Source organism: Klebsiella ornithinolytica (assembly GCF_030505655.1).
Lineage (GTDB): Bacteria > Pseudomonadota > Gammaproteobacteria > Enterobacterales > Enterobacteriaceae > Klebsiella > Klebsiella ornithinolytica.
This window is the reverse complement of the sequence record NZ_CP130153.1, coordinates 2,152,858-2,171,673: the sequence shown is the minus strand read 5'-3', so window position 1 is coordinate 2,171,673 and position 18,816 is coordinate 2,152,858. Positions and strand designations below refer to the sequence as shown.

The following is an 18,816-nucleotide window of genomic DNA, read 5'->3' as shown; positions in this document are numbered from 1 at the left end:
AGTGAAAAACAGACCACATTATAAACCCATGAATCCGGCTGACCAACGCTTTCGCTGCGTTTTTATTTGCCAGATGGATGTTGATGCGTAAACTCATGACATAGAGTTATTCAAAAGGATTTTTCATCTATGACAACCTTTTACACGGTGGTGAACTGGCTGGTCATCCTCGGTTACTGGTTACTCATCGCCGGTGTAACATTACGCATTCTGATGAAACGGCGCGCCGTACCTTCAGCAATGGCGTGGTTGCTGATTATCTATATTCTTCCGCTGGTGGGGATTATCGCCTATCTCTCATTTGGCGAGCTGCATCTGGGTAAACGTCGTGCGGAACGGGCCCGGGCGATGTGGCCCTCCACCGCCAAATGGCTTAACGATCTCAAAGCCTGCAAACATATTTTTGCCGAGGATAACAGCCCGGTTGCCGAGTCGCTGTTTAAGCTCTGCGAACGGCGTCAGGGGATCGCCGGCGTTAAGGGCAATCAGCTTCAGCTGCTGACCGAGTCTGATGACGTGATGCAGGCGCTGATGCGCGATATCCAGCTGGCGCGGCACAATATTGAGATGGTATTTTACATCTGGCAACCGGGCGGCATGGCCGATAAGGTCGCGGAATCCTTAATGGCGGCGGCGCGACGCGGCGTTCACTGCCGCCTGATGCTCGATTCCGCCGGCAGCGTCGCCTTTTTCCGCAGCCCGTGGGCAGCCATGATGCGTAACGCCGGCATCGAGGTGGTCGAAGCGCTGAAGGTCAACCTGATGCGTGTTTTTCTGCGCCGCATGGATCTGCGCCAGCACCGCAAAATGGTGATGATTGATAACTATATTGCCTATACCGGCAGTATGAACATGGTCGACCCGCGCTTCTTTAAACAGGATTCCGGCGTCGGGCAGTGGATTGATCTGATGGCGCGTATGGAAGGCCCGGTCGCCACGGCGATGGGCATCGTCTACTCCTGCGACTGGGAGATTGAAACCGGCAAACGTATTTTACCGCCGCCGCCGGACCTCAATATTATGCCCTTTGAAGAAGCCAGCGGACACACGATTCATACCATTGCCTCTGGCCCCGGATTCCCGGAAGATCTGATTCATCAGGCGCTCCTCACCGCCGCCTATTCCGCCAAAGAACATCTGATCATGACCACCCCGTACTTCGTGCCCAGCGACGATCTGCTGCATGCGATCTGCACCGCGGCGCAACGCGGGGTCGACGTCAGCATTATCCTGCCGCGCAAGAATGATTCGCTGCTGGTTGGCTGGGCCAGTCGGGCCTTCTTTACCGAGCTGCTGGCAGCCGGGGTTAAAATTTATCAGTTTGAAGGCGGCCTGCTGCATACCAAAAGCGTACTGGTCGACGGCGAGCTCAGCCTGGTCGGTACCGTGAATCTCGATATGCGCAGCCTGTGGCTGAATTTTGAAATCACGCTGGTCATTGACGACGTCGGATTCGGCGGCGATCTGGCGGCCGTTCAGGACGATTATATTTCCCGTTCGCGCCTGCTGGACGCCCGGTTGTGGTTAAAACGACCGCTCTGGCAGCGGATCACCGAGCGACTGTTTTACTTCTTCAGTCCGTTGCTGTAAAACGTGCCAATCAGATGTTTAACGGGTAGCAATCATGGATATGGATTTAAACAATCGCCTGACCGAAGACGAAACGCTTGAACAAGCTTATGACATCTTCCTGGAGCTGGCTGTCGACAACCTCGATCCGGCGGATGTCATTCTGTTTAACCTGCAGTTTGAAGAACGCGGCGGCGCCGAGCTGTTTGACCCTGCGCCGGACTGGGAAGAGCATGTCGATTATGACCTCAACCCGGACTTTTTCGCCGAAGTCGTGATTGGTCTTGCCGATACCGATGGCGGCGAAATTAACGATATCTTTGCGCGCATTCTGCTGTGCCGCGAAAAAGACCATAAGCTGTGCCATATTCTGTGGCGTGAATAAGCGTCCCCCATACTGAACCACAAAAAAACGGCAGACGGTCACCACACCGCCTGCCGTTTTATTTTTGTTCCCTGACTATTCCGCTAATTCACTGCCGCAGGCGTTGCAAAAACGCGCATTTTTATCATGAGCGGCGTGCTGACAGTTTGGACACGCGCGCGCGCGGCGATGTTGTAATGCGCTGGTCATATGCGTGGTGATAAGTCCGGTCGGAATGGCGATAATGGAATAACCGATTAAGATCAGAACCGAGGCCAGAATTCTGCCGATCGGCGTATGCGGCGTAATATCGCCATACCCGACCGTCGTAATGGTCACAATCGCCCAGTAGACCGACGCATTTAAGGTGGTAAACCCATATTGCGGCCCTTCAATCAGGTACATCAGCGATCCAAAGATAACCATCACGATGGCAATAAAGGAATAAAAGAGGATCAGCTGATGGCGGGCGCTGACGATAGCCGCCCAGAAAATATTCAATGACGGCATAAAGCGCAGCAGTTTAAGAATACGCAGGCAGCGAATCGCCCGCATCGCCCGCCACGCAAAGACATAATTAAGCCCCATCTCCGGCCACATCCACATCACATAGAGCGGCAGGATGGTGGCTAAATCTATCACCCCCCAAAAGCTGAAAATATAGCTAAGGGGTTTCGGCCAGCTGATAATACGCAGGAAATATTCGAGGGTAAAAACAGCGGTGACAAACAGCTCCAGCCAGACAAAAACATGCCATTCATCAAACGTCAGGTGATATTGCGTGCCAAGACCGGACTCAATAAAAATCACCAGCACGCTCAAGAGCGCAAAAATACCGCACAGACCTTCAAATCGTCGTCCGGAACGACGGGTTTGATCGAAGAGTAGATGATACAGCCGCTGGCGAGCGGCGTGAAAATGAACAGCCACGTTTAACCTCGCAAAAAAAAGGGCTGACCTACGTCAGCCCCAGAGATTATAACGGGTCTACCTTCAGGCAGGAAACCGCATGTCGGAAACTCCCCTCCAGCACCGGCCGCGTTTTCGCACATTCTGGCCCGGCGATGGGACAACGCGTACGGAAAACGCACCCCGACGGCGGGTTAATCGGCGACGGCAGCTCCCCTTCCAGCAGCTGTATGGTTTTGTTCTTTTCCAGATCCGGGTCTGGAATCGGCACCGCGGACATCAGCGCTTTGGTATAGGGGTGCAGCGGATTATGGTACACCTCATCATAAGTGCCCAGCTCCACCGCATGGCCCAGATACATCACCAGAACGCGATCGGAAATATGCTTCACCACCGCCAGATCGTGAGCGATAAAGATCAGCGACAGCCCCATTTCGCGCTGCAGCTGCTGCAGCAGGTTAACAACCTGCGCCTGAATCGATACGTCCAGCGCCGAGACCGGCTCATCGCAGATGATCAGCTTCGGCTCAAGGATCAGCGCACGGGCGATACCGATACGCTGGCACTGGCCGCCGGAAAACTCGTGCGGATAGCGGTTAATCAGGTTCGGCAGCAGCCCCACTTTCATCATCATCGCTTTCACGCGGTCACGCACTTCCTGACGCGACATTTTTGGATGATAGGTGCGCAGTGGCTCGGCAATAATTTCGCCGATAGTCATACGCGGATTGAGCGAAGCCAGCGGATCCTGGAAAATCATCTGGATATCGCTGCGAACATCGCGCCACTCTTCCTGCTTCATGCCTAACAGATCTTTGCCAAGCCAGGCGACTTTGCCGTCGGTCGCCTTCACCAGACCAATAATCGCCCGGGCAAAAGTCGATTTGCCGCAGCCGGATTCCCCGACCACGCCCAGCGTTTCGCCCTCGTAGAGACGCAGCGTGACGCCATCCACCGCTTTCAGCGTTTTGGCCGGCTGCCAGAACCACTGCTTGCCATCTTTAATATCAAAGTGGACTTTCAGATCGGCAATTTCGAGCAGGACTTTTCTTTGTTCCGTAACGGCGTTCATAGCAGATCCCCTACCGGTTGAAAGCAGGCGCGCAGGCGGCCCGGTGCAAACTCCTCCAGAGGTGGAGCACTATGACAAATCTCCATCGCGTGCGGGCAACGCGGCTGGAACGGGCAGCCTTTCGGCAGACGCAGCAGGTTTGGCGGATTACCCGGGATGGTCAACAGCGACTCGCCCTCGGCGTCCAGACGCGGAACCGCGTTCAGCAAGCCTATCGAGTACGGATGCGAAGGATGATAAAAGACATCCCGCGCCATGCCGTATTCCATGGTTCGCCCGGCATACATCACCAGCACTTTGTCGCAGATCCCGGCGACGACCCCAAGATCGTGGGTAATCATAATGATCGCCGTATTGAACTCGCGCTTAAGCTCATTCAACAGGGTCATGATTTGCGCCTGAACCGTGACATCCAGTGCGGTTGTCGGCTCATCGGCAATCAGCAGTTTAGGCCGGCACAGCAGCGCCATTGCAATCATCACGCGCTGGCGCATCCCGCCGGAGAATTCGTGAGGATACATTTTCATGCGCTTACGCGCTTCCGGCATTTTAACCGCATCCAGCATCTTCACCGACTCTTCAAAGGCTTCGGCTTTTCCCAGACCTTTATGCAGCATCAGGACTTCCATCAGCTGTTCACCCACCCGCATATACGGGTTCAGGGAGGTCATCGGGTCCTGGAATATCATTGAAATTTGTTCGGCGCGAAGCTTATTCAGATCGCGCTCCGGCAGATTGAGAATCTGGCGGCCGTTAAACAGAGCCGACCCGCCAATCTGACCGTTGGAGGCCAACAGGCCCATCAAAGCAAACGCGGTTTGCGACTTACCGGAACCCGATTCGCCGACGATACCCAGCGTTTCCCCGGCACGCAGGTTAAAATTGAGGTCGTTCACCGCCGTGACATCGCCATCCGGCGTTTTGAACGTGACGCGGAGATCTTTGACATCCAGCAGCAGGCCGGATTGTTGCTGTGCCTGCGGCGCTTTTGCCGTTTCAATTGTGCTCATGACGGCGCTCCTTAGCGATCTTTCGGGTCGAGGGCATCACGCAGGCCATCGCCGATAAAGTTAAAACAGAACAGCGTAATCACCAGGAACCCCGCTGGAAACAGCAGCAGCCACGGCGACACTTCCATAGAGTTCGCACCATCGCTGAGCAGTGCACCCCAGCTGCTCAGGGGTTCCTGAGTCCCCAGGCCAAGGAAGCTTAAGAAGGATTCAAACAGGATCATGCTCGGCACCAGCAGAGAGGCGTACACCACCACCACGCCCAGTACGTTAGGCACGATATGCCGAACCACAATACTGAATGTTGAGACGCCGCCGACCTGCGCCGCTTCGATAAACTCTTTGCGCTTCAGGCTCAGCGTCTGGCCGCGAACAATACGCGCCATATCCAGCCAGGAGACCATACCGATGGCAACGAAAATCAGCAGGATGTTCTGGCCAAAGAAGGTGACGAGCAGGATAACGAAGAACATGAACGGGAAGGAGTTGAGGATCTCCAGCAGACGCATCATCACGGAATCGACTTTGCCGCCCAGGTAGCCGGAAAGTGAACCGTAGAGTGTCCCAAGAACCACCGCCACCAGCGCCGCAGCCACCCCGACCATCAGCGAGATACGCCCGCCGATAGCGACACGCACCAGCAGGTCGCGGCCGGAAGAGTCAGTACCAAAATAGTGGCCGGACGTCATGTCCGGCGCACTGGACATCATGCCCCAGTCGGTATCGAAGTAGGAGAACTGCGAAACCATCGGTGCAATAGTCACGAACAGCGCGATAATCACCAGCACAATCAGGCTGGCAACAGCGGCACGGTTATGCATAAAGCGACGGCGGGCGTCCTGCCATAAACTACGTCCTTCGACTTCCAGCTTTTCACTGAAGTTTTCCAACGCCTCGTTGCTTTTCTTACTTAACATCATGGCGAACTCCAGCCTCAATAGCGAATCTTCGGATCGATAACGGCGTACAGCACGTCAACAATCGCGTTAAACAGAATAGTCAGCGCACCGACCAGAATGGTCAGGCTCAGCACCAGCGAATAGTCGCGGTTAAGCGCGCCATTCACAAACAGCTGACCAATACCCGGAAGACCGTAGATCGTTTCGATAACCATTGAGCCGGTGATGATCCCCACGAATGCTGGCCCCATATAAGAAAGAACCGGCAGCAGCGCGGGTTTCAGCGCATGACGTAAAATGATGCGCCGCATCGGCAGCCCTTTGGCTCGCGCGGTGCGGATAAAGTTAGAATGCAGGACCTCAATCATTGAACCGCGGGTAATACGCGCGATACTGGCGATATAGGCTAACGATAAGGCCACCATCGGCAGAATCATAAATTTCAGCGCCCCGCCGTTCCAGCCGCCGCCGGGCAGCCAGTGCAGCGTGATGGCGAATATCATCACCAGCAGCGGCGCAACCACGAAACTGGGTATCACCACGCCGGTCATTGCCACCCCCATGACCGCATAATCCCATTTCGTATTCTGCTTCAGGGCCGCAATAACCCCTGCCGTCACGCCGAGAACTACCGCCAACAGGAAGGCGGCCAGCCCTAATTTAGCGGAGACCGGGAAGCTCGACGCCACCAGATCGTTTACCGAATAGTCTTTATATTTAAAAGAGGGACCGAAATCACCGTGCGCCAGCTGCTTCAGATAATTGAAGTACTGGGTCATGATGGGGTCGTTTAAATGGTATTTGGCTTCAATATTCGCCATCACTTCTGGCGGCAGCGTGCGTTCACCGGTAAATGGACTTCCCGGCGCAAGACGCATCATGAAGAAAGAGATCGTAATAAGAATAAATAGCGTCGGAATCGCTTCCAGACAGCGACGAAAAATAAATTTTAACATTGCCCGTACCTTCTGGCCTGTGCCTATCGAGTGCGATGAATTCAGACACGGTGGGGCAAGCGTCGCCTGCCCCACGTATTGCCATTAATGTTTGATAATATAAAGGTTTTTAACGTAGATATTATCTAACGGGTCTTTACCGGTATAGCCACCCACCCACGGTTTAACCAGACGGGCGTTGACGTAATAGAAGACCGGCACGATCACAGAATCTTTATCGAGCTGCTGTTCTGCTTGCGCATACAGATCGGCACGCTTCGCGTCATCATTCGTTTGTAATGTTTCGGCGATGATTTTATCGAAAGCCGGGCTCTTATAATGAGAGGTGTTATTTGAGCTGTCGCTCAGCATCGTATTCAGGAATGAGGTCGGTTCGTTGTAATCCGCACACCAGCCGGCACGCGCCACGTCGAAGGTCCCCTGATGACGATTATCGAGGAAGGTTTTCCATTCCTGATTTTCCAGCTTGACGTTAGCACCCAGGTTTTTCTTCCAGATGGACGCCACGGCAATAGCCAGTTTTTTATGCAGATCGGAAGTGTTATACAGTAAATTAAAGGTCAGCGGTTTATCGGCGGTATATCCGGCTTCCGCCAGCAGTTTTTTCGCTTCTTCGTTACGCTTGTCCTGAGACCAGGTAAACCACTCTGGTTTGACAACCTTCATGCCATCGGTATACGGCGGTGTATAGCTATAGGCCGGCAGGTCGCCCTGATTCTTCACTTTATTAACGATAATATCGCGATCCAGCGCCATTTTCAGCGCGGTACGAACGCGGGCGTCGGTAAACGGTGCTTTCTGGTTATTAATTTCGTAGTAATAGGTGCAGAGATACGGGTCAACATGGACTTCTTGCGGGATCTCTTTTTTCAGCTTCTGGAACAGTTCAATCGGCATGTTGTTATAGGTCATGTCGATTTCGCCGCTGCGGTAGCGGTTAACGTCGGTCACTTCGGAAGAAATCGGCAGGTAGGTCACCTGATTAATGACGGTCTTCGCGTTATCCCAGTATTGCGGATTGCGCTCAAGCACAATACGTTCGTTAACGACCCAGTCTTTCAGCTTATAAGCGCCGTTGGTCACGATATTGGCAGGCTGGGTCCATTTCTCGCCGTATTTTTCGATAGCGGCTTTTGGCACCGGAGAAACGGATGGGTGAACGAGGAGTTTATAGAAATAAGGAACCGGTTCGCTCAGCGTCACTTCGAAGGTTTTATCATCAATCGCTTTGACGCCCAGATCGGTGATCGGCTTTTTGCCCGCGATAATGTCATCAACGTTCAGCAGGTGGCCATATTGCAGGTAGCTTGCGTAAGGTGAAGCGGTTTTCGGATCCGCCAGACGCTGCCAGCTATAAACGAAATCTTGCGCGGTAACCGGCGTGCCATCGGACCATTTGGCATCTTTGCGCAGATGGAAGGTCCAGACTTTAAAATCTTTATTATCCCAGGATTCTGCGGCCCCAGGGATCGGATGGCCTTGAATATCGCCAATCACTAACCCTTCAAACAAATCGCGGTTAATGTTGGATTCCGGAACGCCTTCAATTTTATGCGGGTCCAGGGATTGCACTTCTGCGCCGTTATTACGTACCAGCGATTGTTTATCCGCCAGCTGCACCCCTGCAGGTACATCCGCTGCCATGGCAACATTCGCGGTAATTAGCGCAGACAAAATCCCCGCGGCTACCAGACTTTTTTTGGTGATGATGGTCATTGTGTTGTTACTCCATTCATTATAATTACTGGCTATTTAACCAGCCTGTTTTTTTTCCCCTTACGGGATTCTGTACAGTGCAGGAGTTTATGCTGCTGTCAGACGTTACTGCTTGCTATCACCGACTTATTTATTACGGCCGCTCAAACGGCGACCTTGGCGTCGATTCTTTTATCCCCTGTGGCGGGGCGTTTTCAGCCGCAATGAGTTATTTAATAATAATTCTCATTTACGTGTATTATTCAGTTAGCGATCACGGCGGAAAGTACCAAAAGGCCATCTCATCCGCCAATGCAATTTGCAAATATGTTACCGGATTCTCTTTTATGGTTTTCTCTGCGCCGCTATCTTGCCCTGTCTTTCGGCGTGAAAATCATTAAAGAATTTAGTTTTCATACAGATACTGTCAACAGGCCGTTATGGGTGTCCCATAACCACGCGAAGATGCATTTTTGTACGAAAATTTAACAATCGGTTATTATTTAGCACATTCATCTGCCCCGGTTATGAAATTACTAATATCATTTCAATTATGCGACGGCAAGCACCAGAGAATGATGTGAAGAAAATAACAGTGGCGGAGGAGGGATAAAAAGAGAGGAGACGTTCGATAATTTGCACAACAATTTGATAAATAAGAATATTTAAAGGTATTACAGAAAGCTATCTTGTACCGCCTTTTCCGCTTTATGGATATGTTTTGCTAATAATGAAGCAAACGCGGAGCGCTGGGCTCCGCATCGCGCAGGCTCGTTTAACTCACCAGGCCGGGAAACAGCGCTTTTATTCCGGTGACGATAAACTCAATCCCCAGCGCCATCAGCAACAGCCCCATAATACGCGTGATGACGTTGATGCCGGTCTGCCCTAACAGGCGCACCAGCCATGGCGCCATGCGGAAAATCCCCCAGCAGCATAAGGCAAACAGGGCAATGGCAAGGGAGAACCCTAAAAGGTAGGTTACCGTGTGGTAGCGCGTTCCCCAGACGATAGTCGAGCTGATTGCGCCCGGCCCTGCCATCAGCGGCAGCGCCAACGGCACGACGCCAATACTTTCACGAATTGCGGTTTCCGATTTTTCCTGCTTGTTTTGTTTGTCCTCGCCGAGTTTGCCGCTGATCATCGACATCGCAATCGTCACGACCAGGATCCCGCCGGCAATACGGAATGAATCAATAGAGATGCCGAAAATTTGCAAAATCGAGTCACCGAGAAACAGCGACGTCAGCAGAATGATGGCGACCGAAAGATTCGCCGTCAGGTTGGTCTTATTGCGGATCACCGCCGTCTGATAACTGGTCATACTAATGAAGACCGGGATGATGCCTACCGGGTTAACCAGCGCAAATAACCCGATGAAAAACTTGAAGTAGGTTGAAAAATCAAACAACGGTAGAGTCACAGTGCGCTCCGCAGCATCATTAAAAATGGCTGTTGACAGTTAGCCACATAAAATATTCGCGCAGAAGATACGCTTTTTAGCAGCATAATTCATCTCAAATATACGTATAGCGGCGACAAAATGGCATGTTATATATTTGTTTCCCCCGGTTACTTATTCACTTAGTTTGCATACCAATTATTACACTTGATTTGACCGGTCAAAAAACAGACTGCTGAAAGGTGTCAGCTTCGCGCAAACTTGATCTAAATCACGTAAATTATACTCAGAAGTGAGTAACCTTGTTGACACCAAAAGAGTGCAGCATAGCGGTACCTGAGAATCAAAAAGATCAAGCTTCTTTAGTAAATCAATGAAGCCAGCGGCGCCAGAAACGGCACCTTAACATTTAGATGCAAGCTGTTAACAGCCTGTCTATACTGTCGAATCGAGCTACTGATTTACTAAAAAAGTTTAACATTATCAGGAGAGCATTATGGCTGTTACTAATGTCGCTGAACTTAACGCACTCGTAGAGCGCGTAAAAAAAGCCCAGCGTGAATATGCCAGTTTCACTCAAGAACAAGTTGATAAGATCTTCCGTGCCGCCGCTTTGGCCGCCGCAGATGCTCGAATCCCTCTCGCAAAAATGGCCGTAGCCGAATCTGGCATGGGCATTGTCGAAGACAAGGTTATCAAAAACCACTTTGCTTCCGAATATATCTATAACGCATATAAAGATGAAAAGACCTGCGGTGTTCTCTCTGAAGACGACACTTTCGGGACTATCACCATCGCCGAACCTATCGGTATTATCTGCGGTATCGTTCCGACGACTAACCCGACTTCCACAGCAATCTTCAAATCACTGATCAGTCTGAAGACGCGTAACGCGATCATCTTCTCTCCACATCCGCGTGCGAAAGATGCGACCAACAAAGCGGCAGATATCGTGCTGCAGGCCGCTATCGCTGCAGGCGCACCGAAAGATCTGATCGGTTGGATCGACCAGCCTTCCGTTGAGCTGTCTAACGCGCTGATGCATCACCCTGACATTAACCTGATCCTCGCGACCGGCGGTCCAGGCATGGTTAAAGCAGCCTATAGCTCCGGTAAACCGGCTATCGGCGTGGGTGCAGGTAACACTCCGGTTGTTATTGATGAAACTGCAGACGTTAAGCGCGCGGTCGCTTCCGTACTGATGTCTAAAACCTTTGATAACGGCGTTATCTGTGCGTCTGAGCAGTCAGTCGTTGTTGTTGACTCTGTCTATGACGCCGTTCGCGAGCGTTTCGCCAGCCACGGCGGCTACCTGCTGCAGGGCAAAGAGCTGAAAGCCGTTCAGGACATCATCCTGAAAAATGGCGCACTGAACGCGGCAATCGTAGGTCAGCCGGCATACAAAATTGCTGAACTGGCAGGCTTCACCGTTCCGGCTACCACCAAGATTCTGATTGGTGAAGTGACCGACGTTGATGAAAGCGAGCCGTTTGCTCACGAAAAACTGTCTCCGACGCTGGCGATGTACCGCGCGAAGAACTTCGAAGATGCTGTTGATAAAGCTGAAAAACTGGTTGCGATGGGCGGTATCGGTCATACCTCTTGCCTGTACACCGACCAGGACAACCAGCCGGCTCGCGTTGCCTACTTCGGCCAGATGATGAAAACCGCACGTATCCTGATTAACACCCCGGCTTCTCAGGGTGGTATCGGTGACCTGTACAACTTTAAACTCGCGCCTTCCCTGACTCTGGGTTGTGGTTCCTGGGGTGGTAACTCCATCTCTGAAAACGTTGGTCCGAAACACCTGATCAACAAGAAAACCGTTGCTAAGCGAGCTGAAAACATGTTGTGGCACAAACTTCCGAAATCTATCTACTTCCGTCGTGGCTCACTGCCAATCGCACTGGATGAAGTGATTACTGATGGTCACAAACGCGCGCTGATTGTGACTGACCGCTTCCTGTTCAACAACGGTTATGCAGACCAGATCACCTCCGTGCTGAAGGCATCCGGCGTTGAGACTGAAGTCTTCTTCGAAGTTGAAGCTGACCCGACCCTGAGCGTAGTACGTAAAGGTGCGGATCTGGCTAACTCCTTCAAGCCGGACGTTATCATCGCCCTGGGCGGTGGTTCCCCGATGGATGCCGCGAAAATCATGTGGGTAATGTACGAACATCCGGAAACTCACTTCGAAGACCTGGCGCTGCGCTTTATGGACATCCGTAAACGTATCTACAAGTTCCCGAAAATGGGCGTGAAAGCGAAGATGATCGCCGTCACCACCACTTCCGGTACCGGTTCTGAAGTTACGCCATTCGCCGTTGTTACCGACGATGCAACGGGTCAGAAATATCCGCTGGCTGACTACGCGCTGACTCCGGACGTCGCGATTGTTGATGCTAACCTCGTGATGGATATGCCGAAGTCCCTGTGTGCTTTCGGTGGTCTTGACGCCGTGACTCACGCCCTGGAAGCCTATGTTTCCGTACTGGCATCTGAGTTCTCCGACGGCCAGGCTCTGCAGGCGCTGAAACTGCTGAAAGAGTACCTGCCAGCGTCCTACCACGAAGGTTCTAAGAACCCGGTAGCACGTGAACGTGTGCACAGTGCAGCAACTATCGCCGGTATCGCGTTTGCTAACGCCTTCCTCGGCGTATGCCACTCCATGGCGCACAAACTGGGTTCTCAGTTCCACATTCCGCACGGCCTGGCTAACGCCCTGCTGATTTGTAACGTGATTCGTTACAACGCGAATGACAACCCGACCAAGCAGACTGCATTCAGCCAGTACGACCGTCCGCAGGCACGCCGTCGCTACGCTGAAATCGCGGACCACCTGGGTCTGAGCGCACCGGGCGACCGTACCGCAGCGAAAATTGAAAAACTGCTGGCATGGCTGGAAAGCCTGAAGGCTGAACTGGGTATTCCTAAGTCTATCCGTGAAGCCGGCGTACAGGAAGCTGACTTCCTGGCCCACGTTGACAAGCTGTCTGAAGATGCATTCGATGACCAGTGCACCGGCGCTAACCCGCGCTATCCGCTGATTGCCGAGCTGAAACAGATTCTGCTGGATACCTTCTACGGTAACGAGTTCAGCGAAGGTGAAACTGCCGCGAAGAAAGAGACCGCAGCAGCGCCAAAAGCCGATAAAAAAGCGAAGAAATCTGCTTAATCGACTCTGATAACGCTGGTAAAAGCCCCATCTCCGGATGGGGCTTTTTTTATCTCATTCCGGTAGAGCATGACCGGATAAGCGGTCGCAAACGCTTTTTCCTGACGCGCATTGAGACCTGGATATCTACGCTAACGCTGTTGGCGGTTTGTTTTCGGCGGCACGGCAGCCTGGTCAGGCTCATTACGCCCTCATGCCGTTGATACCCGGTCAGGAGAAGCCCGTCGCGGAGAATCGTCAGCAGCAGGCGTGCCAGGCATAATCCGTTCCGGGGAAAGGTCAGGACATCGGTTCACAGTAAAGAGACGCAGCAGGCGCCATACAGGCGCCTGGGTGGGGAATGATGTGGACGATTAGCAGGGGCGATGTTTACTCTGCACCCGGGTCAGCGAGCCTTCACTTAACGCCTCTTTATAATGTTTACGGCAGACGGAAACATAGCGCTCATTCCCGCCAATCACGACCTGCTCGCCTTCATTATATGGCCGACCTTCCTGATCGAGACGCAGCACCATGCTCGCTTTACGTCCGCAGAAGCAGATCGTTTTTAATTCAACCAGCTTATCGGACCATGCTAATAAATACTGACTGCCAATAAACAACTCGCCACGGAAATCCGTACGCAGGCCGTAACACAACACCGGAATATCCAGCCGATCGACGACTTCAGACAATTCATGTACCTGCTCGCGGGTCAGAAACTGACTCTCATCCACCAGGACACAATGAACAGGCTGTTGCGCATGCTCGACCGCAATATCGCTAAAGAGCGAGGTCTGAGGGTTAAACAGGCGGGCTGGCGAGGAGAGACCAATTCTTGAACTGACCTTACCTGAACCAAAGCGGTCATCAATCTCGGCGGTATAAACCAGGGCACGCATGCCTCGCTCTTGGTAATTGTATGACGACTGTAACAAAGCGGTCGACTTACCTGCATTCATTGCAGAATAGTAGAAATAAAGTTGAGCCATCGGCTGCATCACCCCAATCAGTGTGTTTTATCGCGGCAAAATTGTAGCATATTTTCCCGTGCTATCCCCCCTTTCAGCATGGGTATAGCGGCATACGCTATGTCCGTCCCCCCTGCTGATAGATTACGCTTTTTTAATTGAATGCAGGTGCCGGCAATTTGTACAGCCCCCCTGGCTGGCGCCCGGCGATTGTCCTTTTGTGCGAATCGTAGCATGAGCCAACCCGCTATAACGTTTTTTGCTCACCAGATTATATTAAAGATTGCCGTTACTAATACGCTAATACTCAAGAGGGATATTTATCCCTGCAAAGTATAATTTTACTCCCGGCCAGCAGAGAAAAGCATACTATCTCAGGGTTTTAGCGCAGGATTCGGGTCAGGCTATAAGCAAAAAAGATGTGAAGTCGCACGTAGAATTTAACTTAAATTAATTAATTGCTGCGACAAATAACAAGTAATTTTGAATTCCTTACATTCTCCCCTATTGCACATCCGATTATATCGCTCTATTATTAGTCCAACAAACCACCCCACAATATAAGTTTGAGATTACTACAATGAGCGAAGCACTTAAAATTTTGAACAACATCCGTACTCTTCGTGCGCAGGCAAGAGAATGCACCCTTGAAACGCTAGAAGAAATGCTGGAAAAATTAGAAGTTGTCGTTAACGAACGTCGCGAAGAAGAAAGCGCTGCAGCTGCAGAAATTGAAGAGCGTACTCGTAAACTGCAACAATACCGTGAAATGCTGATTGCAGATGGTATTGACCCGAACGAACTGCTGAGCACCATGGCGGCAGTCAAAGCGGGTACTAAAGCTAAACGCGCTGCGCGTCCGGCTAAATACAGCTACGTTGATGAAAACGGCGAAACCAAAACCTGGACAGGTCAAGGTCGCACCCCGGCAGTGATCAAAAAAGCCATGGACGAGCAGGGTAAAACCCTGGACGATTTCCTGCTGTAATCGAGCATCTGTATTTGAAAAATCCCGCTTCGGCGGGATTTTTTTATCTGCCGCCCGGCGATATAAAAAAACCGGGAAACGAAATTCGCTCCCGGTTTATCATTAAGCAGAAAACGATTACTTAGCTACTGCTTTTTCCAGCCAGGCTTTAAAATCTGCGCCGAGGGATTTATGGCGCACGCCATATTCCACAAACGCCTGCATATAGCCCAGTTTATTACCGCAGTCGTGGCTCTTACCTTTCATATGATAGGCTTCAACGGTCTCTTTCTCGATCAGCATGTCGATCGCATCGGTCAGCTGGATTTCATCCCCGGCTCCCGGAGGTGTTTTTGCCAGCAGCGGCCAAATGTCTGCGCTCAGCACGTAGCGACCGACGACAGCAAGGTTAGACGGCGCCACATCGGCTTTCGGCTTCTCAACCACACCCACCATCGGGACGCTTTCGCCCGGCTGCAGGGATTCGCCTTTGCAGTCGACAACGCCATAGGCGGTAACATCAGCAACAGGCTCAACCATAATCTGGCTGGATCCTGTTTCATCAAAACGGGCGATCATTTCGGCCAGGTTATCACGGGAAAGATCCGACTCAAATTCATCCAGAATAACGTCTGGCAGAATAACCGCGACCGGCTCGTCACCCACCACCGGATGCGCGCACAGTACCGCATGACCCAGACCTTTAGCCAGCCCCTGACGGACCTGCATAATGGTGACATGCGGCGGACAAATAGACTGAACCTCTTCCAGAAGCTGACGTTTAACACGTTTTTCCAGCATCGCTTCCAGTTCAAAACTGGTATCGAAATGGTTTTCGATAGAGTTTTTAGACGAATGGGTCACCAGAACAATTTCAGTAATTCCGGCTGCGATGCATTCGTTAACAACGTACTGAATTAAAGGCTTATCTACCAGTGGCAGCATTTCTTTCGGAATAGCCTTGGTGGCGGGTAGCATCCTGGTACCTAATCCCGCAACCGGGATAACAGCTTTTCTTACTTTAGAATTAAGGGCAGCCATTGAAATCTCCTGGACTGTTCGTTTTTTAAACTTTTCGTTAATAATAACGTGTCGAGTATATCAGTCCACTCAGGCAAACCTGGTCTGAAAAGGTTTGTGTTCCCTCGAATTAGGACTTTACTTATAAAACGCAATGATAGTACCACCGCAAAAGATTACCCGGTAATCCTACCAGCTTAAAAAAACCGGTAATTGTTCATTCCGCAGACAACATCAGTCGCAAACGCCCTCCGGCCCCCCAAATTTGGCACTGCCATGATGCGCAGCGCTGGCTAATTTGGTTGAGATAAGCGTTACCCAATGTCCCTAACGGAACGCCATTGCTAATCTGAATTTGATGTTCTCCGGTATTGAGTGTGCCATTCAGACCTGCGGATACCAATATCAAATTTTTCAGACCGCTATGGTAATAACCCACCAGCAATGGAAACTGCCCAGGTAAATTGGCCTGACGGAGTAATTGGTTAACCTGTTTTAACAGGCTCCCCATTTCCGGCAGGCGCTGCCCCTGATGGGCCAGCTGCTCCTGAAGCAATCCATTAAACAAAGCCCGCAGCAACAGCGCCGCAAGCACCCCATTATCTCCTGCTCGTGTGACATCCAGACAATAGAATGCCAGATCATTTTCCGATAATGGCGCAATATCGAGCACCAGACCGGGTTTATCCGCCGACACCAGCTGACGATAATGGATACGGCACTTCGAAATTTCTTGCTGTACGGGAGGCTGAAGCTCCTGCAGTAGCCTTGACGCTGCGGTAGGGTCGCTAACCAGCGCATCCCAGTCCTCAAACAACCGCTCTTCTTCCTCAACCCGCGAGTTGAACATATTGGGATACAGACAGGCATACACCGTTTCCCGCAGGCGGTTGAAATCTTTTACCGGCTTTAGCAACACATCCTGGACGCCAAGGCGCAACGCTTTGGCAATGTCGGCCATATTTTCCGTTGCCGAAATCATCAGAATCGGCAGTTTTTCGCCCCGGTTGCGCAGCTGCTCCACCAGCTCAAGACCATTCATTCGCGGCATAGAGATGTCGCAAATCATCAGGTCGGGTTTGGACTCGGCCATTTTCTGGAGTGCTTCCACGCCATCCCCCGCCTGAACCGTTGTCGCGCCCAGTGAGGTTAGCCAGGAGTGCAAGAGTGAGCGGAAAACGGCTTCGTCTTCAACTATCAGAATCAGTTTTCCCGCCAATGGCTGCGTCATGATCTCTCCTCTGGCTGACGATAGTTAAATAGTGGCATGCAATTCACACTATCGCCTGTCAGAATTTACTTAAGTCCTGGTTAAATGGCGTCACACCGCGGTGCGCACCAAGGGTAGTAGCTCATCCATCTTCTTTTCAACCGCCTGATGTCCGGCAGCAATCGCCTCCCCGGCACGATGAAAATCAAGCGTGGATATTTGTGGGCAAAAAGGCTGTAGCAGAATATCGGGAGGATCGCCCGCCATACGATTGCGTTTCAGGCGATTTTCCAGCACCTGAATAGAGGTCGACATAATCTCCATCGCCGTTGGCGTCGCCGCGCGGCGGGAGGTCATTCCGCTCAGACGCGCGCGAATCCTCGCATGCCAGGAAAATTCTTTGTCTTCTTCAGGCTGAGGTTTTTCAATTGACCACAAATCCTGCTGCATCAGGTGCGCATCGTGCTGTAAGTCGACGGCAATCACGATATCCGCCCCCAGCGCGCGCGCCAGGGAAACCGGAACGGGGTTGACCACCGCGCCATCGACCAGCCAGTAGCCATTATGCATAACCGGTGACATCAGGCCCGGCATGCTGCAGGAGGCGCGCACGGCCTGGTGCAGATCGCCCTCGGTAAACCACAGTTCGCGCCCGGTGCTTAAATTAGTCGCCACCGCAGCAAAGCGACGGTCGCAGCGCTCAATATCGGAGACGGGCAATACCTGTCGAAAGCGGTTGAATACGCGCTCACCGCGCAGCAGTCCACCGCGACGCCAGGAAAGATCCATCAATCGCAGCACGTCCCAGTTGCTAAAAGAGGAGACCCATTTCTCAAGGACCGGAAGCCGGTTGCAGGCAAAGGCGGCCCCCACCAGCGCACCGATTGAACATCCTGCGACGATATCAATTTCAATGCCCGCGCGCTGTAGCGCTTTAATCGTCCCGATATGCGACCATCCGCGGGCAGCTCCCGCCCCTAACGCCAGACCAATTTTAAGCTTTCTCATTATGACCGGTATACTTCCTTCCACTCCGAGCATGGCATCATTGCCACAGCTCAGTTAACATAAAACACTTTGGCGCCGATGCGCCGTGATTCTTTTTCCATGGAGGCCGATTTGTCGCCATTATGCCCTTGTGGCAGCGCTCTGGAGTATAGCTCATGTTGTCAGCGATATCTGAGCGGCTCGCTGCCCGCACCGGATCCCTCACAGCTGATGCGATCCCGCTACAGCGCGTTTGTCATGAAGGATGCCGATTACCTGATCGCCACCTGGCACCCTTCCTGCCAGCCGCAGCACTTCCGGGACGATCTGGAACAGGGGTTCGCTAAAACACAATGGCAAGGCTTAACCGTATTTGCTACCGATGAAGGCCGTCACCCCGACGAGGGTTTCGTCAGTTTCATCGCGCGATATCACGACGATAACCGCCCCGGCGCGATTATTGAACGTTCCAGATTCTTAAAAGAAAATGGACGGTGGTATTATATCGACGGCACACGACCGCTGATTGGTCGTAACGACCCCTGCCCTTGCGGTTCAGGTAAAAAATTTAAAAAATGCTGCGGCCAGTAAAGCTGGCGCCGGCAATAGCAAACACTACAGGATTTTCCTC

General features: G+C 52.0%; 17 protein-coding genes. 6 read left to right on the top strand and 11 right to left on the bottom strand.

The annotated features are described in order from the left end of the window. The first annotated feature begins 129 nt into the window (after nt 1-129). Nucleotides 130-1,590: a cardiolipin synthase gene (cls, locus tag Q1L34_RS10115; RefSeq protein ID WP_004863387.1), complete on the top strand. Its 1,461-nt coding sequence runs from the start codon at nt 130-132 to the stop codon at nt 1,588-1,590. 34 nt (nt 1,591-1,624) lie between these two features. After that, nucleotides 1,625-1,954: an HI1450 family dsDNA-mimic protein gene (locus tag Q1L34_RS10110; protein WP_004863389.1), complete on the top strand. Its 330-nt coding sequence runs from the start codon at nt 1,625-1,627 to the stop codon at nt 1,952-1,954. 75 nt (nt 1,955-2,029) lie between these two features. Here Q1L34_RS10110 and Q1L34_RS10105 read toward each other — a convergent pair whose 3' ends face one another. From Q1L34_RS10105 to oppA, 6 genes are all read right to left on the bottom strand, one after another. Beyond that, on the bottom strand, nt 2,030-2,863 hold the full coding sequence (locus Q1L34_RS10105; protein ID WP_004863394.1) for an ion transporter: 834 nt from the start codon (nt 2,861-2,863) through the stop codon (nt 2,030-2,032). Between the two features lie 46 nt (nt 2,864-2,909). After that, the gene (gene oppF / locus Q1L34_RS10100) at nt 2,910-3,914 is read right to left on the bottom strand and encodes a murein tripeptide/oligopeptide ABC transporter ATP-binding protein OppF (RefSeq protein ID WP_004863396.1); all 1,005 of its coding nucleotides are present in this window, start codon (nt 3,912-3,914) and stop codon (nt 2,910-2,912) included. Further along, entirely contained in the window at nt 3,911-4,924 is a 1,014-nt protein-coding gene (locus Q1L34_RS10095) for an ABC transporter ATP-binding protein (RefSeq protein ID WP_004863400.1), read from the bottom strand. The genes oppF and Q1L34_RS10095 overlap by 4 nt, the downstream gene beginning before the upstream one ends. 11 nt (nt 4,925-4,935) lie before the next feature. Next, nucleotides 4,936-5,844: an oligopeptide ABC transporter permease OppC gene (oppC, locus tag Q1L34_RS10090; protein ID WP_015584100.1), complete on the bottom strand. Its 909-nt coding sequence runs from the start codon at nt 5,842-5,844 to the stop codon at nt 4,936-4,938. A 14-nt stretch (nt 5,845-5,858) separates the two neighbouring features. Further along, nucleotides 5,859-6,779 (bottom strand): oligopeptide ABC transporter permease OppB, encoded by a 921-nt coding sequence (gene oppB / locus Q1L34_RS10085; protein ID WP_004863406.1) that lies wholly within the window; start codon nt 6,777-6,779, stop codon nt 5,859-5,861. A gap of 84 nt (nt 6,780-6,863) precedes the next feature. After that, nucleotides 6,864-8,495: an oligopeptide ABC transporter substrate-binding protein OppA gene (gene oppA, locus Q1L34_RS10080; protein ID WP_004863408.1), complete on the bottom strand. Its 1,632-nt coding sequence runs from the start codon at nt 8,493-8,495 to the stop codon at nt 6,864-6,866. An 89-nt stretch (nt 8,496-8,584) separates the two neighbouring features. On the opposite strand from oppA, the gene Q1L34_RS10075 reads away from it, so the two are divergent. Beyond that, entirely contained in the window at nt 8,585-8,875 is a 291-nt protein-coding gene (locus tag Q1L34_RS10075; protein ID WP_123656516.1) for a hypothetical protein, read from the top strand. Between the two features lie 374 nt (nt 8,876-9,249). Here Q1L34_RS10075 and Q1L34_RS10070 read toward each other — a convergent pair whose 3' ends face one another. Continuing rightward, complete coding sequence (locus Q1L34_RS10070; RefSeq protein WP_004863410.1) at nt 9,250-9,897, bottom strand: YchE family NAAT transporter; 648 nt, start codon at nt 9,895-9,897, stop codon at nt 9,250-9,252. A 475-nt stretch (nt 9,898-10,372) separates the two neighbouring features. On the opposite strand from Q1L34_RS10070, the gene adhE reads away from it, so the two are divergent. Continuing rightward, nucleotides 10,373-13,051 carry a bifunctional acetaldehyde-CoA/alcohol dehydrogenase gene (gene adhE / locus Q1L34_RS10065; RefSeq protein ID WP_004863415.1) on the top strand — a complete coding sequence of 893 codons (2,679 nt, stop codon included), beginning with the start codon at nt 10,373-10,375 and terminating at the stop codon, nt 13,049-13,051. A gap of 353 nt (nt 13,052-13,404) precedes the next feature. Here adhE and tdk read toward each other — a convergent pair whose 3' ends face one another. After that, nucleotides 13,405-14,022, bottom strand: a complete 618-nt coding sequence (tdk, locus tag Q1L34_RS10060; protein ID WP_104896389.1) for a thymidine kinase — start codon at nt 14,020-14,022, stop codon at nt 13,405-13,407. A gap of 559 nt (nt 14,023-14,581) precedes the next feature. Between tdk and hns the strand changes: the two genes are divergently transcribed. Beyond that, complete coding sequence (gene hns / locus Q1L34_RS10055) at nt 14,582-14,989, top strand: histone-like nucleoid-structuring protein H-NS (RefSeq protein ID WP_004863421.1); 408 nt, start codon at nt 14,582-14,584, stop codon at nt 14,987-14,989. A 117-nt stretch (nt 14,990-15,106) separates the two neighbouring features. On the opposite strand, the gene galU is transcribed toward hns, so the two are convergent. The 3 genes from galU to rssA all read right to left on the bottom strand — a co-directional run bounded on the left by galU (nt 15,107) and on the right by rssA (nt 18,206). Then, nucleotides 15,107-16,009, bottom strand: coding sequence for a UTP--glucose-1-phosphate uridylyltransferase GalU (gene galU, locus Q1L34_RS10050; RefSeq protein WP_004863423.1), 903 nt, complete (start codon nt 16,007-16,009; stop codon nt 15,107-15,109). Nucleotides 16,010-16,205: 196 nt separating this feature from the next. Beyond that, nucleotides 16,206-17,219: a two-component system response regulator RssB gene (rssB, locus tag Q1L34_RS10045; RefSeq protein WP_004863426.1), complete on the bottom strand. Its 1,014-nt coding sequence runs from the start codon at nt 17,217-17,219 to the stop codon at nt 16,206-16,208. A gap of 90 nt (nt 17,220-17,309) precedes the next feature. Next, on the bottom strand, nt 17,310-18,206 hold the full coding sequence (gene rssA, locus Q1L34_RS10040; RefSeq protein WP_071359553.1) for a patatin-like phospholipase RssA: 897 nt from the start codon (nt 18,204-18,206) through the stop codon (nt 17,310-17,312). Between the two features lie 111 nt (nt 18,207-18,317). On the opposite strand from rssA, the gene Q1L34_RS10035 reads away from it, so the two are divergent. Continuing rightward, complete coding sequence (locus Q1L34_RS10035; protein ID WP_064357764.1) at nt 18,318-18,776, top strand: YchJ family protein; 459 nt, start codon at nt 18,318-18,320, stop codon at nt 18,774-18,776. The last annotated feature ends 40 nt before the right edge of the window (nt 18,777-18,816 follow it).

What these genes read in the sequence shown, in the direction of transcription:
- cls (WP_004863387.1), top strand. Translation starts at nt 130, where the DNA reads ATGACAACCTTTTACACGGTGGTGAACTGGCTGGTCATCCTCGGTTAC.
- oppC (WP_015584100.1), bottom strand. Translation starts at nt 5,844, where the DNA reads ATGATGTTAAGTAAGAAAAGCAACGAGGCGTTGGAAAACTTCAGTGAA.
- rssB (WP_004863426.1), bottom strand. Translation starts at nt 17,219, where the DNA reads ATGACGCAGCCATTGGCGGGAAAACTGATTCTGATAGTTGAAGACGAA.
- oppA (WP_004863408.1), bottom strand. Translation starts at nt 8,495, where the DNA reads ATGACCATCATCACCAAAAAAAGTCTGGTAGCCGCGGGGATTTTGTCT.
- Q1L34_RS10095 (WP_004863400.1), bottom strand. Translation starts at nt 4,924, where the DNA reads ATGAGCACAATTGAAACGGCAAAAGCGCCGCAGGCACAGCAACAATCC.
- tdk (WP_104896389.1), bottom strand. Translation starts at nt 14,022, where the DNA reads ATGGCTCAACTTTATTTCTACTATTCTGCAATGAATGCAGGTAAGTCG.
- Q1L34_RS10110 (WP_004863389.1), top strand. Translation starts at nt 1,625, where the DNA reads ATGGATATGGATTTAAACAATCGCCTGACCGAAGACGAAACGCTTGAA.
- rssA (WP_071359553.1), bottom strand. Translation starts at nt 18,206, where the DNA reads ATGAGAAAGCTTAAAATTGGTCTGGCGTTAGGGGCGGGAGCTGCCCGC.
- oppB (WP_004863406.1), bottom strand. Translation starts at nt 6,779, where the DNA reads ATGTTAAAATTTATTTTTCGTCGCTGTCTGGAAGCGATTCCGACGCTA.
- oppF (WP_004863396.1), bottom strand. Translation starts at nt 3,914, where the DNA reads ATGAACGCCGTTACGGAACAAAGAAAAGTCCTGCTCGAAATTGCCGAT.
- hns (WP_004863421.1), top strand. Translation starts at nt 14,582, where the DNA reads ATGAGCGAAGCACTTAAAATTTTGAACAACATCCGTACTCTTCGTGCG.
- galU (WP_004863423.1), bottom strand. Translation starts at nt 16,009, where the DNA reads ATGGCTGCCCTTAATTCTAAAGTAAGAAAAGCTGTTATCCCGGTTGCG.
- Q1L34_RS10075 (WP_123656516.1), top strand. Translation starts at nt 8,585, where the DNA reads ATGCTGCTGTCAGACGTTACTGCTTGCTATCACCGACTTATTTATTAC.
- adhE (WP_004863415.1), top strand. Translation starts at nt 10,373, where the DNA reads ATGGCTGTTACTAATGTCGCTGAACTTAACGCACTCGTAGAGCGCGTA.